This is a genomic window from Caballeronia sp. Sq4a (assembly GCF_023170545.1).
In the GTDB taxonomy this organism is placed as follows: domain Bacteria; phylum Pseudomonadota; class Gammaproteobacteria; order Burkholderiales; family Burkholderiaceae; genus Caballeronia.
In genome coordinates, this window is sequence record NZ_CP084252.1 from 245,136 (window position 1) to 259,785 (window position 14,650).

A 14,650-nucleotide genomic window follows, 5' to 3' on the forward strand; every position below is an offset into this window, starting at 1 on the left:
GCGGCTCCGCTCTCGCGCGTGCGTTCAGTCGAACGCGTAGATGAAGTCGTCCGCGCTCGCCGACAGACGAATACGCCCGAGCGCGCCGCCTTCGGTAAGCCGCGTCAGATACTCCGTGGAAATGCGCGGCAGCACGGTGTTGGTCAGCAGCGCATCGATCACGCGCCCGCCCGACTCCGCCTCCGTGCAGCGCGACACGATCAGCCGCACGGCGTCGTCGTCGTAATCGAACGGAATGCCGTGATTGTCCGCGACGCGCCTACGAATGCGCTCCAGCTGCAGGCGCACGATGTCGGCCATCATCGCGTCGGAGAGCGGGTAGTACGGCACCGTGACGAGCCGTCCGAGCAGCGCGGCGGGAAAGACGTCGAGCAACGGTCCGCGCAACGCGGCCGTGAGCGCTTCGGGCGAGGGCGCCGCCGCAGAGTCGCGGCACATCGACATGATGACATCCGAGCCGACGTTCGAAGTCAGCAGAATGATCGTGTTCTTGAAGTCGATGTAGCGTCCCTCGCCGTCCTCCATCCAGCCCTTGTCGAACACCTGAAAGAAGATCTCGTGCACGTCGGGATGCGCCTTCTCCACTTCGTCGAGCAGCACGACGCTGTACGGCCGGCGGCGCACCGCCTCCGTGAGGATGCCGCCCTCGCCGTAGCCCACATAGCCGGGCGGCGCGCCCTTGAGCGTGGAGACGGTATGCGCTTCCTGGAATTCGCTCATGTTGATGGTGATGACGTTCTGCTCGCCGCCATACAGCGTTTCCGCGAGCGCGAGTGCGGTCTCCGTCTTGCCGACGCCCGAGGTGCCCGCGAGCAGGAACACGCCGATCGGCTTGTCCGGATTGTCGAGGCGCGCGCGCGACGTTTGAATGCGCTTGGCGATCATGTCGAGCGCATGGCGCTGGCCGATCACGCGGCGCTCCAGCGAGTCGGCGAGCCCGAGCACGGCGGCCAGTTCGTTTCTCATCATCTTGCCGACGGGAATGCCGGTCCAGTCCGCGACCACGCCCGCGACCACGCCCGCATCGACGCTCGGCAGAATGAGCGGCGCGTCGCCTTGCAGTTCGGCGAGACGCGCGTTGAGCTGCGAAAGACGCGCGAGCCGATCGTTGCGTGTCGACAGCGGCGTATCGACGGCTTCGCCTTCTTCGCGCAACGACGCGCGCAGCGCGAGCAGTTCATCGACGATGCGCTTCTCTTCGTTCCAGCGCGCCTCCAGTCCGCCGAGCGCATCGCGTTCGCGGGCGAGCGCCGCCTCGACATCCGCCGCGCGCGTGCCGACATCCACGCCGACAGTCGCCTCGCGCGCGATGATCTGCGCCTCCACTTCGAGCGATTCGATGCGGCGGCGGCAATCGTCCACTTGCGGCGGCGTCGCGTGCTGGCTGACCGCGACGCGCGCGCACGCGGTGTCGAGCAGCGACACGGCCTTGTCGGGCAACTGGCGGGCCGGAATATAGCGATGCGACAGCCGCACGGCCGCCTCGATGGCTTCGTCGAGCAACTGCACGCGATGATGCCCTTCGAGCACGGCCGCCACGCCGCGCAGCATGCGCACGGCTTTGTGCTCGTCGGGTTCGAGCACCTGCACGACCTGAAAGCGCCGCGTGAGCGCCGGATCTTTCTCGATGTGCTTCTTGTACTCCGCCCACGTCGTCGCGCCGATGGTGCGCAAGTCGCCGCGCGCGAGCGCCGGTTTGAGCAGATTGGCCGCGTCGCCAGTGCCGGCCGCGCCGCCCGCACCGACGATCGTATGCACTTCGTCGATGAAGAGAATCACCGGCTTCGGACTCGCCTGTACGTCCTCGACGACCTGGCGCAGCCGCTGCTCGAACTCGCCCCTCATGCTCGCGCCCGCCTGCAAGAGACCGAGATCGAGCGACCAGAGCGCGACCTCGCGCAAGGGCGGCGGCACGTCGCCGCGCGCGAGGCGTTGCGCGAAGCCTTCCACTACGGCGGTCTTGCCCACGCCGGCCTCGCCCGTGAGAAGCGGATTGTTCTGCCGCCGTCGCATCAGGATATCGACGAGCTGGCGGATCTCCTCGTCGCGGCCGGTGACCGGATCGAGCTCGCCCTGACGCGCCTTCGCGGTGAGATCGGTGGCGTACTTGTGCAAGGCTTCCTGACGGCCCATGCTCGCGGGCGCGGTCTCGTCGCCGGCTGCGGGCGCCTGCGCATGCGGCTCGTCTTCCGCTTCCTCGACCGAATCCGCGACGATGCGCGCGAAGTTGTCCGACAGATCTTCCGGCTTGATGCGCTCGAACTGCCGGGAGATGCCGATGAGCACATTGCGCAGCCGCTGTGTCTTGAGCATGCCGACGAGCAGATGGCCGGTGCGCACTTTCGTCGCGCCGTAGAGCAGCGTGCCGTACACCCAGCCGCGCTCGATCGCGTCGGTGATGTGCTCGGAGAGATCGGAGATCGCGGTGGCGCCGCGCGGCAGGCGATCGAGCGACGCGGTGAGATCGCGCGCGAGCGTGGCCGCGTCCACGCCGTAATGCGCGACGATGCGTTCCATGTCCGACCGCGGCGTTTCCAGTATCTGCATGAGCCAGTGCGAAAGCTCGACATACGGGTTGCCGCGCATCTTGCAGTAGACCGTCGCGCTTTCCACGGTCTTGTAGCCGAGCCTGTCCAGCTTGCCGAACAGCGCCACACGACTGATTTCCGCCATCGTCCGACTCCCTATTCAACGGGCGCGCGCCGACCGCAGGCGCGTCTTCATGCTCATTCGATAAGACGGCGCTCGCGCGAGGTTTTTTCAAAGCGCTTGCTCGAAGGAAGCTCACGCGCAATGCGTGTCCGCGTCGAGCGCGAGGTCGGCGCGATTGGCGCCATGCGTGGCGAGACCCAGCCACGCCGAATAGCCGAGACGTCCGTAGCGGCCGGGTTGCGCGGTCGGCACTTCATCGGCGACGAGCACGAGTTGCGCATCCCACGCAAGCTCGCCGTTCAGATGCTGGCGCACCAGCGCGAGGAGGGTCGGCAGCGCGGCGCCGCCCGGCAGCAGCGCTTCGTATTGCGCGAGCGTGAGCGGCCCGATCACGAGCCGGAACGCATGCTGGCGGTCCCACACGCGCGCGCCGAGCAGCGCGCCGCGTCCGAGTTGCGCCGCGCTCGCGGCGCGCGCGGAGAATCGCGCCGACAGCGAACGCAGAGCGGTGCGCTCGTCGAGCGGCAGCGTCATCCAGTGGCCGCGAAACGGTTCGAGCCGCACCGGCACGCGCAAGAGCGCCGACGCAATGCTTTCGAGCACGTCCGCAGGGCGCGTCTGCATGTTCCAGAGGCCCGCGAAATGCAGCTTGGCGTGACCGGAGACGGCATCGCGCGCGCGGCTCGTCCGGTCGGCGAGACCCATCAGCGCGCCGGTATAGAACGCGAAACGGTCGTCGTCCGGCCGGTCGAGCGCGTTGACCGGCCGCCCCTGCGCCCACGCGCGATAGAACAGCAGCACGAAGCGATGCAGCAACGCATCGAGCAGGCGCGCGAAGCACGTGTCGCCATGATGCAGCGCGCGCTGCCGGGCGAAGTCGGTCAGATGCAGCGGCATCGGGCCGTTCGGACCGAGAAAGCCGAAGAAGCGTTGTTCGAGACGGGGCGCATGGCCGCCCGGTTCGCGCGTGAGCGCGGCGAGCGGCGCGGGCGCGAAGGCGAGCGAGACGTCCTGCGCGAGCCGCACGGCTTCGTCCGCCGGACGCGCGCCTGTGCCGAGACGCGGCAGGTCGGGCGTGAGCGCCTCGATGCGCCGCATCACCTGATAGAAGTCGAAGCGATGCGGCTCGGCGGCGACGGCGTCGAACAGTTCGATGAGCGCGTGCATCCGTTCGCCCGGCGCTTGCTCGATGCGCGCGGCCACCGGCGCTTGCCGCGCCGCGCCTAGAAGATCGCTCTCGTGCCGCATCGCGGTTCGAGGCGCAGGATTTCGCCGCGCGCGCTGGTGCGCAGCGTCGTCTGCACGAAAGAATTGATCGACACGTAGCGCGCGAAAAAGCGGTCCAGCACGCAGCCGAAGAGCCACGCGCTGCCGCCCTGAAACGCGAGGTCGTCGACGAGAACGTCGATCGCGAGGCCGCGTCCGAAAGCGATCGGGCCGGGCATCGGCAGGCGTCGCGCGACGGGTTTCGCATCGACGGAGGCGACGCCCGCGACTTGCGCCCGGCCGGCGTGGTCCGCGGGCGCGACGTGCAGCATCAGCAGCGCGCGCAACGCAGCGGCAGCCTCGCGCGGGCCGTTGCACAGCGACAGATAGTGCAGCGATAACTGGTCGATGAGCCGCCAGCTCTGCGCGGCGTCGAGGGTCGCGGGCGCGGGCCGCGACGGGCCGCTCACGCATCGCGCGGTGGCGACGGGCGCGGCGATGTCGAGCGAGAAGTCGCTGCCCGTCGCGTCTCGCGCCATCATCAGCGGCAAGTCGCGGTTGCTGCACAGCGTGGCGAACGACAACTGCCGCAGCGAGCCGCGATAGGGCGCGGCACGCGGATCGACGATCGACACGTAGGTTTCGCTGCCGATGTATTCGGTGCGCGCGCCGCTCTTGCGCCGGGCAGCGGGCACGAGGCGCGGCTCGCGCTCCGTGGTGAAGAACGCGGCGTCGCCGGGCCGGTCGGCAAGGAAGTCGGCGTAGAACGGATGAAACACCTGCTCGCTGTCGTCGTTCGCGCCGTAGCCCGCCACGCCCGTGACCGAATGGACCTCGAAATCGAGCGGACGCGTGCGATCGGGCACGACGTGAAAGCGCGCGGTGGCGTCGGTGACGAGCGCGCGGTCGGCCTGCTTCGGAAAGAGATTGATGGCGGGCACGCAGTCGAGCAGCACATGGTCTTTCGTGACGATGCGCTCGAGCGACGCATCGCCCGCCGCGAGCAGGAACGTCAGTTCGATCTCGCGCGCGGCGAATGCGGGCAGCACGCGCGCGAGTCCTTCGACACGCGCAAAGCGAAAGCGCTCGGGCAACGCGAAGTACTCACGCAGCACGCGATAGCCCTGAAACGCGTTGGGCGTGACCGGCAGCAGCGCCTCGTCGTCGCCGAAGCCTGCGGGCGAAACCGCATCGCCGGGCAAGGCGGCGAGCGCTCGGCTCGGGCGATCGGGCGTCGACACGACGATGGCGAGTGTGCCGCCCATCACGAGTTCGTAGAGCCGGTACGCCGTTTCGTCGCCTCCCGCGAAGAAGAGGCTTAGGGCGTCGAGCCGCAACGCGTCGAACGAAAGGCCCTCCGGCGTCGCGAGCCGGATGCGCAGCGCGCCGTTCACGCGATGCGCGAGCGCCCGGGTTTCCGGCAGCGTGGCGAGCGGCAGGTCCGGCGCCTGCGCGAGATAGCGCGCCTCGGTCATCTCGATGGGCCAGAGCGTGAGCGCCGCGCTCGTGCGGAACTCGCAGGGCGTCGTCTGCGCGGGCGCGCGCGTCGAGAAAAGCTCGGTATCGCGCGGGACCGTGAAGCCGTCCGCGAGATTCGGATTGGCGAGATCGGGCGCGAGACGCGCGATCAGCATGGCCGGCGTCGGACAGGCGGACTGCGGCAGCACGACGTGCGTGAGCTGCTGCGTGAAGCGCGGAAACTCTTCTTCGAGCGTCAGCTGAACCCGCGCGGCGAGAAACGCCGTGCCTTCGAGCAGCCGCTCGACATACGGATCGGCCACGTCGATGCCGCTCATGCCGAGACGCGCCGCGATCTTCGGGAACTGCTCGGCGAACTCCGCGCCCATCTCGCGAAGATGGCCGAGCTCGGTGTTGTAGTGACGCAAGAGGCGCGGGTCCATGTTGTCCGTATGCGATGTCAGCGCGGCAGTTCCATGACCGTGATGCCGCCTTCTTCCAGATCGATTTGCGTGCGCAGCGCGAATTCGAGCGGCACCGGCTGCGCCCACAGCAGGCCGCGGATCACGAGCGCGATCTGGTTGTGCATGTCGAGCACCGCGCGGTCGAGCACCGGCTCGATCTCGAGCGTCGACGGATCGATGCGCGGCTCGAAGCGCTCCACCGCCTGACGGATCGCCTGTTCCAGCAGCACCGTGTCGATGGTCGATGCGTAGCGACCCGAGAGGCACGGCAGGCCGTAATTGAGCACCGACGTGAAGGCGTGGGCGAAGCGTTCCTCGGAGATCGCATCGCCGAGGTTCGTCGTGTTGAAGAGCCACGACAGATCGCGCAGGACCGCCGCGCGCAGGCTGCGATGCGACATGAAGCGCTCGCCGGCAGCTTCGGCGCGCGAGGCGGGATTGTCGTCGATCAGGCGATCGAGCAGGGAAGGCTGCAGACGGTCGCTGGCGCTGGGCTCGTTCATCGCTTCCTTCGAAGGTCAGCCGCCGCGCCGCGCGGATACGTCGAGCGCGAAGGTCACTTCCGCGCCGCGGCTGCCGGTCGCGGATTGCGGCGCGCAGGTCATCGTGAATTGCTGCGCCGACAGCTCGAAGATCTCGCACGGCCGCGCGAGACGCGGGCTCGTGTAGATCTGATAGTTGCGGATATACGCCTGCTCCAGTTTCATGGACAGGAATTCGATCTGCACGCCGTGATCGCTGCCGGCCGACTTGTAGCAGCGAATGTGCGCGAGCGTGAGGAGTTCCGCCTGAGCGCATAGCTTCGCGAGCACGGGCGACGCCGAATCCACCGATTTGATGACGCCGAGCGCCGTCACGCGCATGTCGTTGGCGTTGAGCGCGGCGGCGAGCGGCGCGGCTTCGTAGCCTTGCGCCCAGCGCCAGCCGTGGATCTGCATCGGCGTGTCCCAGTCGCCGCGCTTCGCGGCTTCCCCTTTCACGGGCGCGTTGCTGCGCTTGGGCACCACTTGCAGGAACATGTCGCCGGAATCGGCGAGCGCGAGCGAATCGAACTGGCGCGCGGCGTCGATCGTGAGCATGCTTTCCGGGCGCATATCGCGCAAGTCCTGAGTGGGCATCGGGCTGATCCATTTAATGGCCTGTCGGATGTAAAACGGCGCGCGTCGCGCGATTTTGAAGTTCAAAAACTGGCAGCGTGGTTCGTTTAACCGGTGGATTGCATTGCGCGGGGCGCGCGCAACGATGCAACGGATGCCGATCACGACGGAGGATCACATGGCTACGACCGACTGCTATCTGAAGATCGACGGAATCGACGGCGAGTCGAAGCACAAAGGGGCGGAAGGACAGATCGAAGTGCAGAGCTTCAACTGGGGCGTGACCAACGCCAGCAATCCGATGACGGGAAGCGGCAGCGGCATCGGCAAGGCGTGTCCGGGCGTGTTCCAGTTCGTGCATCAATACGACAAGTCCGCGCCGACGCTAAAGAAGAGTTGCGCGAGCGGCAAGCACATCCCGACCGCGAAGCTCACCGTCAGCAAGGCGGGCGAAGGGCAAAAGGAATTTCTCACCGTGACGATGAAGCAGGTGACGGTGACGAAGGTTGCGCTGGTGTGCGAGCCGGGCGGCCATCCCGAGCAGACTGTCGATCTGAGCTACGCGGACATCGAGTTCGAATACAAGCCGCAGGACGACAAGGGCGCGCTCGGCGGCGCGGTGAAATTCGGCTGGGACGTGCGCAGCACCGAAGTTCGCTGACCGACGACACGGTGCGCCCATGCCCAACGATGCCGCCGCGCAAGCGCCGCTCGTCAACGTCGATACACCGCTCGGCGACGACTTGCGCATACTGGCCGTGCGCGCGCACGCGGAACTCGGGCGCATGCCGCGCGTCGAGTTGACGCTGGTATCTAAGCGCGCCGATATCGACTTCGGGCGCATTCTCGGCAAGCGCGCGAGCGTATCGCTCGCGGTGCCCGGCGCGAAGCCGCGCGTCTTTGGCGGCTATGTCGTCGGCTTCCGGCAGACGGGCATGCGCGGACGGCTGCACGTCTATGAAGCCGCGGTGCGGCCGTGGCTCTGGCTGCTCGCGCGGCGCAGCAACTGTCGCATCTTCCAGAACAAGACGGTCGAAGAGATCGTCAAAACCGTATTCGCCGATCCGCTCTATAAAGGTCTGGAAACCGGCGAGATCAAGTGGAAGGCCAATGCGCGCGCGCACCCGCCGCGCGAGTATTGCGTGCAGTACCGCGAGTCGGATTTCAACTTCGTGAGCCGCCTGCTGGAAGACGAAGGCATCTACTATTGGTTTCAGGACAGGGACGGCAAGGAATCGCTGATTCTGACCGATACGCTCGCCGCGCACGAAAGCGTCGCGGGCTGCGAGTCGCTGCCGTATGGCGCGGTCATGGCCGCCGGGGCGGGCATCGAATATGTCAGCGAATGGCGCACGAATCACGCGATCGAAACGCGCAACTGGCTCCTCACCGATTACGACTTCAAGCATCCATCGCGGCCGCTGCAAAAGCAGGCCGTGAAGCACATGCAAGGCTTCGACGCGTTCACCTCGCTCGAAAACTTCGATTATCCCGGCGGCTATGTCGACGGCGATCACGGCGAGAGCCGCGCGAAGGCGCGCGCGGCCGAGTGGCGCGTGGAAGGCAGCGTGCCCGACGATTTCGACATCAACTGGCATCAGGTCGACGCGCGCACCAACAGCCGCAGCGTGCGCGCGGGGGCGCTCATCAAGCTGACTCGGCATCCGCGCGCGGATCAGAACGCGCAGTATCTCGTCACGCGCACGCGCTATGAAATCGATATTGCGGACTACGAAGCATTCGATGGCGCGCAAGAAAACCGCTGCGAATGCTGGTTTTCCGCCATCGAAGCGAAGCAGGCCTTCGCGCCCGCGCGCAGCGCGCGCAAGCCGTTCGTGCAAGGGCCGCAGACGGCGGTCGTCGTCGGTCCGGGCGGCGACGAGATCTACACGGACCAATACGGCCGCGTCAAAGTGCAGTTCTTCTGGGACCGGCAAGGCAAGCGCGACGAAAACAGTTCGTGCTGGATGCGCGTGTCGCAGCCGTGGGCGGGCAAGGGCTGGGGCGCGATTGCGATACCGCGCGTGGGGCAGGAAGTAATCGTCGATTTTCTGGAAGGCGATCCCGACCGGCCGATCATCACGGGTCGCGTGTACAACGCCGAGCAGATGCCGCCTTACGACCTGCCGGCGAACATGACGCAGACCGGCATCAAGAGCCGCTCGACCAAGGGCGGCAGCGGCGCGAACTGCAACGAACTGCGCTTCGAGGACAAGAAGGGCGCCGAGCAGGTGTTGATTCATGCCGAGCGCAATCAGGACATCGAGGTCGAAAAGGACGAGACGCACTGGGTCGGACACGACCGGAAGAAGAATATCGACCACGACGAGACGACTGTCGTCAAGCATGACCGCACGGAAACGGTCGGCAACAACGAGACCATTTCGATCGGCGTCGATCGGAAAGAAACAGTCGGCAACAACGAGACCATTGCGATCGTCGCGAACCGCACGGAAACCGTCGGCGGGCACGAGAACATCACGATCGACAAGACGCGCACGATCCTCGTCAAGATGATGGAGACCGCGAGCGTGCTGTTGCAGCGCACGCATATGGTGGGCCTTAACGAGACGATCACGGTCGGGCTCGCGCAGGAAATCGCGATCGGCGCGTACCAGCTCGTGAAGATCGTCGCGTACCAGAAAGTGAGCGTGGGCGCGAATCAGAGCATCGATGTCACCGGCAATCAGGCGACCACGGTCGGCGGCGATCAGACGCTCGGCGTCACTGGCGCGCAAACCGTCACGGTCGGCAAGGACATGGGCGAGACCATCGACGGCGCGCAGTCGAGCACCGTCAAGAAGGCGCGCACGACATCGATCACGGAAGACGACACGTTGACGGTCGGAAAGAACCTCAAGGTGAGCGCGACGGATTCGATCTCTCTCGTTACCGGCGACGCGAGCATCACGATGAAGAAGGACGGCACGATCCAGATCAAGGGCAAGGACATCAGCGTGACGGGCAGCGGCAAGATCAACGTCAAGGCCGACAGCGACATCGTGATGAAAGGCTCGAAGATCTTGCAGAACTGAAGTCTGATTCCGATCGATCGACACCATGCACGCCCGGACCATTGCCATCGAACGCACCGGCCTCGTTACCAGCGTCGGACTCAGTGCGCCGGCCGCTTGCGCTGCCATTCGCGCAAAGATCAGCAACCCTTCTCGAACGTGCTTCATGGATTCAGGCGGCGCCTGGATCATGGCGCATCAGGTGCCGCTGGAAAAGCCGTGGCGTGGCCTGCCGAGGCTCGCGAAGCTGGCTGCGATGGCAGTCGCCGAATGCCTCGAATGCGTTCCGCGCGCGGACTGGGCAAGCATTCCGCTGTTACTCTGCGTGGCCGAGCGCGAGCGCCCCGGTCGGCTCGACGGCCTCGACGAGCAATTGCTTCACGACGTTGAAAGGGAACTCGGCGTGCGCTTCGCGGCCGAATCCGCCGTCATCGCGCAGGGCCGCGTGAGCGCGATGTTGGCGCTGACCGTTGCGCGCGAGCTCATTTACGAGGCGCAATGCCGCCATGTGCTGATTGCCGCGACCGACAGCCTGCTCACCTGGCCCACGCTCAGCGCATACGAGCATGAAGACAGGCTGCTCACGCCGCGTCATTCCGACGGCTTCATGCCGGGCGAGGCGGCCGGCGGGCTGCTCGTCGGCAAACCGGGTGACGATGATGCGCTGCTGTGCACGGGCATCGGCTTTGGCGTGGAGAAGGCTCACATCGACTCCGGCGAGCCACTGCGCGCGGACGGCCTGACTTGCGCGATCAGGAGCGCGCTCTCGGATGCCGGTTGCGAACTCCATGATCTCGATTACCGCATTACCGATCTCGCAGGAGAGCAGTACTATTTCAAGGAAGCGACGCTTGCGCTGTCACGCATCCTGCGCGCTCGCAAGGAGGTATTCGATATCTGGCACCCGGCCGAGTCTCTGGGCCGCACCGGCGCGGCAGACGGAATTGCCCTCTTCGCCGTCGCGGACGCGGCTTGCCGCAAGGGTTACACCGCAGGCCTCGACATCCTCGCTCACTGCGCGAACGACGCCGGCGCGCGCACCGCCGCCGTGCTGCGCTACGGAGTCGCGCGATGAGCAACGAGGTCTATGCCAACACAAGGGAAGTGTCGTGCAAGCAGGGCGCTGGCAAGTCGATCTGCGCATTTCCGGATGTGTGCTTCACGCCTCCGCAGACGCCCGCGACGCCGCCCGGCGTGCCGGTTCCGTACCCGAATACCGGGGTCGACGGTGACACCGCTGACGGATCGACAACCGTGGCCATTTCCGGCCAGGAGGTCATGCTCAAGAACAAGAGTTACTTCAAGAAGAGCACGGGCGACGAAGCCGGCAGCGCGCCGAAGAAAGGCGTCGTGACCAGCACCAATCAGGGCAAGGTCTATTTCAACGCATGGTCGATGGATGTCAAGGTGGAGGGCGAGAACGTCGTTCGTCATCTCGACCTGACGACCCACAACCACAATCCACCGCCCGGCCAAACGCCGCCGTGGCCGTTCGCCGATTCGATGGCCGTCGGATCGGGCGATCCCTGCGAGGACGAAAAAAAAGCCGAGCGCGGCGCTTGCGCCAAACATGGGACGGATCGCGACGCGCAGTGCGCCGACGACAAGTGCCAGAAGGCTCAGGTCTGCATGCTGGTGCGCTATGGCGGCAGCGGGTCGCCGAATTGTTGCGAGGGAGTGACCGGCGATCACCTGGTGGAGGCGTCGTCTTTTGCGACCGGGCGACAGGGCGGCGTCCCCATCGCGGGCTGCGAGAAATACAACCTTAATCGGGCGCCTGTGTGTTGTGCGAAAGGCGGCGCCTATTCGAAAGATCATGGCTTCATGAGCGCCCTGCGAGGCGACGCGGCGTCGCGGTGCCCCGACAACCAGACTCTCCACCTGTCCGACGGAAGCAAGCTCGAAGGGCAGCGGGCGACCACCTATGGCGAGGCCAAGGAGAACGGGGCGCGCTCGGTGCGCAGCGTGTTCACGCAGTGCGACGAGAAGTGCATTCGTGCTCAACTCGATGCTTACGACAACGAGTGCGGAATCAGCGACACGACCAAAATACGGGCCATTACTTACGGTGACCCGATGAAGTGGATACTACGGCTGATGTATTGATTGGAGAGTGAGGTGATCGCACCATGAACTTCCTCGAAAATTGCTCGATTCTCCGCGGTGCGGCCGTCTCAGACGAAGCGTGCCTGATCGTCGCGCTGAATGACCGGCTTGCCGAGGAGCGCACGCAGCATTCGATTCCCCTTTCGTGCAAGGGGCGCGCATGGTCGGCGATCGCGGATGAACCGATCCTGCCCTGGATTGCCGCGGACATTGCTCGAACGGACGATGCCTCCGGCGCACTGGTGATTGCGGGATGGGGCGGTCAGGTGCTCGTCATCGAGGGTCGCGCCTGTCGCCGGGAGGCCATGTCGAGACGCGACGCGCTCGCTGTTTCCGTTATCCGATCGCTCTGCTCGATCGGGAACGCGGTCTATGCGGCCGGAATGAGTCGTCAGGTGTACGAAAGAACCGACGCGGATGGCTGGCGCCAGCTCGATGACAACATGGTGAACGACTCCGGCGCGTTCGGCGTCGGCTTCAACGCCATAGACGGATTCGACCGGACGGAGATCTACGCCGCTGGTCTGGACGGCGAGATCTGGAGCTACGACGGCACGACGTGGCGCAAGATCGATGCACCGACGAATGTGCACTTGCATTGCATCTGCTGTGCGGCGGATGGCGTCGCGCATATCGGAGGGAGAGGCGGGATTCTCGTTTCCGGGCGGCACGACCATTGGGACGCCTCGCACATCGGCACGGATGCGACCATTTGGGACGTGCATTGGTTCAAAGGCGTCCTGTACCTGATTCTGGATGATGGCATCTGGAGCTATGTCGATGGAGCAGCCGAGCAGATCGAAGGCAAGCTTTGCCAGGGCGACTTCCTGAACTTCTCTTCCGCGGGGAACAGACTGTGGGCCTTCGGCCGAAAGAAGATCGCGTGTTTCGACGGTTCGACGTGGACCGGGCAGCGAACGGATATCGCACGGGATGGAGTGCAGAAGAGCGTGCTCGATGTGTTGGACACGCGCGCGTGAGAGCAGTCGCCCGCTTCGGCATCGACAGCGGTGCTTCGGCGCGCTCGCCTGTCGCCGACCGCCGGGCAGACGGTCGGCGAAGACTTCGACGGTTTTTCGATGACTATCGTCGACGCGCGATGCCTACTCTGGCCGGAGCCGCATGCGCAATCGCGGCGGTTCGGCGCGCGGCATCTGCCTGCATTCGACATGCATGCCTTTGGCGGGCGCATCGGCAATGAACTTGTCGATGATCTCGCGCACGTCCCCATCGACATGATCGGCGCGCGTGGCATCGATGATGACTGTCGCGCCATTCGGAATCGCGCGCAGATGGTGCTTCAGCGTCACCTTGCTCAGAAACGACACATCCTTGCGGAACGACAGAAGATAGTGATCGTCGTGCTGCGCCATCGTGATGGGCCGTCTGAGATTCGCGCGCAACGCGAGCAGCAGGCTGCATGCTATGCCGAGCAGGATGCCCATCAGCAAGTCGGTCAGTAACACGCCTGCAATCGTGACGATGAACGGCAGGAAGCGCTCCATGCCTTGTCGGGCTATGGCGGCAAACAACGAAGGCTTCGCCAGTTTGAGGCCCGTGAAGATCAGAATCGCTGCGAGACACGCGAGAGGAATCAGGTTGATGACGCTCGTGAGCGCAAACACGCTCACCAGCAGCAGCGCGCCATGAATGAACGATGCCCAGCGGCTTTGCGCGCCCGCATGCACGTTGGCCGAACTGCGCACGATGACCGATGTGATCGGCAACGCGCCTATCGCGCCCGCCATCATGTTGCCGATGCCCTGCGCCTTCAACTCGCGGTCGGGATGCGCGGCGCGCTTCTTCGGATCCAGTTGCTCAACGGCTTCGAGGCTGAGCAAGGTCTCCAGACTCGCGACGATGGCAAGCGTCACTGCGAGACGCCATACGTTCGGATTGACGAGCTCGGCGAAGTTGGGGAGTTCGAGCGCAGCGGCGAACGCGCCGAACGATTCGAGCGCGGGCAACGCAACGCGATGCTGCGCGGGCGGCGCAAAGCCGGGCGCGAACATATCCAGCAGCAAGGTCATGCCGATGCCCAGTGCCACCACTGCGAGCGGCGCCGGGACCGCGCGCACCATCGCAAAGCGGCGCCACGCGCGCGTTTCCCAGGCCGCGAGCATGGCAAGCGACACGATGGCGACGACACTCGCGGCAATCGATACAGGACCGAACGGCGTGTTCAGCATGCCGGCACCGCTTGCTGCCGGCGCGCCTTCATTGGCGAGACCTGCGGCCAGCGGGATCTGCTTGATGACGAGCAAGAGGCCGATGGCCGCCAGCATGCCCTTGATGACCGAGGACGGCACATAGGCCGCAAAGCGCCCCGCCTTCAGCAGGCCGAAGCCGAACTGGATCGCGCCCGACAGCAATACCGCAAGCAGGAATGCAGAAAAGCTGCCGAGGCCCGCGATGCCATCTACGACGATGACGATGAGTCCCGCTGCGGGCCCGCTCACGCTGAGTTGCGAACCGCTCAGCAACGCGACGACGAGCCCGCCGATGATCCCCGACAGGAGCCCCGCAAACGGCTCGACGCCCGACGCATTGGCGATGCCTAGACATAGCGGCATCGCGACCAGAAAAACGACTGTGCCCGCGAACAGATCGCGCGGGAAGTCGGCTAAACGATTGGCTGGTTTCATGTTCTCGA

The 14,650-nt window shown here is 65.5% G+C and carries 11 protein-coding genes; 5 read left to right on the forward strand and 6 right to left on the reverse strand.

The genetic code is table 11. The features are described from left to right. Nucleotides 1–24: 24 nt before the first annotated feature. The 5 genes from tssH to LDZ24_RS20665 form a co-directional block, all read right to left on the reverse strand. Nucleotides 25–2,673, reverse strand: coding sequence for a type VI secretion system ATPase TssH (gene tssH / locus LDZ24_RS20645; protein ID WP_248323976.1), 2,649 nt, complete (start codon nt 2,671–2,673; stop codon nt 25–27). 111 nt (nt 2,674–2,784) lie between these two features. Beyond that, entirely contained in the window at nt 2,785–3,900 is a 1,116-nt protein-coding gene (gene tssG / locus LDZ24_RS20650; protein WP_248323977.1) for a type VI secretion system baseplate subunit TssG, read from the reverse strand. Continuing rightward, entirely contained in the window at nt 3,876–5,759 is a 1,884-nt protein-coding gene (gene tssF / locus LDZ24_RS20655) for a type VI secretion system baseplate subunit TssF (RefSeq protein ID WP_248323978.1), read from the reverse strand. Before tssF ends, tssG begins: the two co-directional genes overlap by 25 nt. 17 nt (nt 5,760–5,776) lie before the next feature. Next, the gene (gene tssE, locus LDZ24_RS20660; protein ID WP_248323979.1) at nt 5,777–6,283 is read right to left on the reverse strand and encodes a type VI secretion system baseplate subunit TssE; all 507 of its coding nucleotides are present in this window, start codon (nt 6,281–6,283) and stop codon (nt 5,777–5,779) included. Nucleotides 6,284–6,298: 15 nt separating this feature from the next. After that, a complete protein-coding gene (locus LDZ24_RS20665; protein WP_248323980.1) occupies nt 6,299–6,898 on the reverse strand; it encodes a type VI secretion system tube protein Hcp in 600 nt (199 codons plus the stop codon). A gap of 157 nt (nt 6,899–7,055) precedes the next feature. On the opposite strand from LDZ24_RS20665, the gene LDZ24_RS20670 reads away from it, so the two are divergent. The 5 genes from LDZ24_RS20670 to LDZ24_RS20690 are packed head-to-tail and all read left to right on the forward strand — an operon-like array spanning nt 7,056 to nt 12,977. Continuing rightward, nucleotides 7,056–7,538, forward strand: a complete 483-nt coding sequence (locus tag LDZ24_RS20670) for a type VI secretion system tube protein Hcp (protein ID WP_248323981.1) — start codon at nt 7,056–7,058, stop codon at nt 7,536–7,538. A 19-nt stretch (nt 7,539–7,557) separates the two neighbouring features. Beyond that, a complete protein-coding gene (locus tag LDZ24_RS20675; protein WP_248323982.1) occupies nt 7,558–9,912 on the forward strand; it encodes a type VI secretion system Vgr family protein in 2,355 nt (784 codons plus the stop codon). 25 nt (nt 9,913–9,937) lie between these two features. Next, nucleotides 9,938–10,966 carry a hypothetical protein gene (locus LDZ24_RS20680; protein ID WP_248323983.1) on the forward strand — a complete coding sequence of 343 codons (1,029 nt, stop codon included), beginning with the start codon at nt 9,938–9,940 and terminating at the stop codon, nt 10,964–10,966. Beyond that, entirely contained in the window at nt 10,963–11,997 is a 1,035-nt protein-coding gene (locus LDZ24_RS20685) for a PAAR-like domain-containing protein (protein WP_248323984.1), read from the forward strand. Before LDZ24_RS20680 ends, LDZ24_RS20685 begins: the two co-directional genes overlap by 4 nt. Nucleotides 11,998–12,020: 23 nt before the next feature. After that, nucleotides 12,021–12,977, forward strand: coding sequence for a hypothetical protein (locus LDZ24_RS20690; protein ID WP_248323985.1), 957 nt, complete (start codon nt 12,021–12,023; stop codon nt 12,975–12,977). Nucleotides 12,978–13,100: 123 nt separating this feature from the next. On the opposite strand, the gene LDZ24_RS20695 is transcribed toward LDZ24_RS20690, so the two are convergent. Next, nucleotides 13,101–14,642: a SulP family inorganic anion transporter gene (locus LDZ24_RS20695; RefSeq protein WP_248323986.1), complete on the reverse strand. Its 1,542-nt coding sequence runs from the start codon at nt 14,640–14,642 to the stop codon at nt 13,101–13,103. Nucleotides 14,643–14,650: the final 8 nt, after the last annotated feature.

Bases quoted from the DNA above. Each gene is read 5' to 3' on its own strand.
- tssH (WP_248323976.1), bottom strand. From the start codon at position 2,673: ATGGCGGAAATCAGTCGTGTGGCGCTGTTCGGCAAGCTGGACAGGCTC.
- tssG (WP_248323977.1), bottom strand. From the start codon at position 3,900: ATGCGGCACGAGAGCGATCTTCTAGGCGCGGCGCGGCAAGCGCCGGTG.
- tssF (WP_248323978.1), bottom strand. From the start codon at position 5,759: ATGGACCCGCGCCTCTTGCGTCACTACAACACCGAGCTCGGCCATCTT.
- tssE (WP_248323979.1), bottom strand. From the start codon at position 6,283: ATGAACGAGCCCAGCGCCAGCGACCGTCTGCAGCCTTCCCTGCTCGAT.
- LDZ24_RS20665 (WP_248323980.1), bottom strand. From the start codon at position 6,898: ATGCCCACTCAGGACTTGCGCGATATGCGCCCGGAAAGCATGCTCACG.
- LDZ24_RS20670 (WP_248323981.1), top strand. From the start codon at position 7,056: ATGGCTACGACCGACTGCTATCTGAAGATCGACGGAATCGACGGCGAG.
- LDZ24_RS20675 (WP_248323982.1), top strand. From the start codon at position 7,558: ATGCCCAACGATGCCGCCGCGCAAGCGCCGCTCGTCAACGTCGATACA.
- LDZ24_RS20680 (WP_248323983.1), top strand. From the start codon at position 9,938: ATGCACGCCCGGACCATTGCCATCGAACGCACCGGCCTCGTTACCAGC.
- LDZ24_RS20685 (WP_248323984.1), top strand. From the start codon at position 10,963: ATGAGCAACGAGGTCTATGCCAACACAAGGGAAGTGTCGTGCAAGCAG.
- LDZ24_RS20690 (WP_248323985.1), top strand. From the start codon at position 12,021: ATGAACTTCCTCGAAAATTGCTCGATTCTCCGCGGTGCGGCCGTCTCA.
- LDZ24_RS20695 (WP_248323986.1), bottom strand. From the start codon at position 14,642: ATGAAACCAGCCAATCGTTTAGCCGACTTCCCGCGCGATCTGTTCGCG.